The organism is Aeromonas sp. QDB56, assembly GCF_027705505.1.
GTDB lineage: Bacteria > Pseudomonadota > Gammaproteobacteria > Enterobacterales > Aeromonadaceae > Aeromonas > Aeromonas caviae.
Window position 1 is genome coordinate 1 of sequence record NZ_JAPDBZ010000338.1, and the last position, 512, is coordinate 512.

1 pseudogene is annotated in these 512 nt (G+C 50.0%); it reads left to right on the forward strand.

What is annotated here, in order from left to right:
- Positions 1-489 (forward strand): annotated as a pseudogene (locus tag OKB81_RS20765) (IS630-like element ISAhy2 family transposase); the annotation flags it as partial.
- Positions 490-512 lie beyond the last annotated feature (23 nt).

Here is a 512-nt window from a genome sequence, read left to right on the forward strand (position 1 = left end):
GAAGTCGATATAGACCTCAATCCCAAATTAGGAGCCGACTGGATGTTCAGAGCGCAGCAAAAGCGGGTTGTCACACCGGGGCAGAATGCCAAGCATTATCTGGCAGGCGTTCTCCACGCAGGCAACGGAAGGGTACTTTACGTCAGCGGGATCAAGAAAAACTCATCGCTGTTTATTGCCATGCTGGAAAAGCTGCGCCACCACTACCGACGAGCCAAAACCATCACGTTGATCCTCGATAACTACATCATTCACAAAAGCAAACAGACCGAGCGATGGTTGAAGAAGAATCCCAAGTTCTGCCTGGTGTTCCAGCCAGTTTACAGCCCTTGGGTTAATCACATAGAACGGCTATGGCACAAGTTACATGAAACCATCACGCGCAATCATCAATGCAGAGGGATGGCAAACCTGCTGGCCCGAGTGAAACACTTCATGGATACCGTGTCTCCTTTCCCGGGGAATGGCTATGGCACAGCGAAGGTGTAGCACTATTGGGATCAGTTATTTAG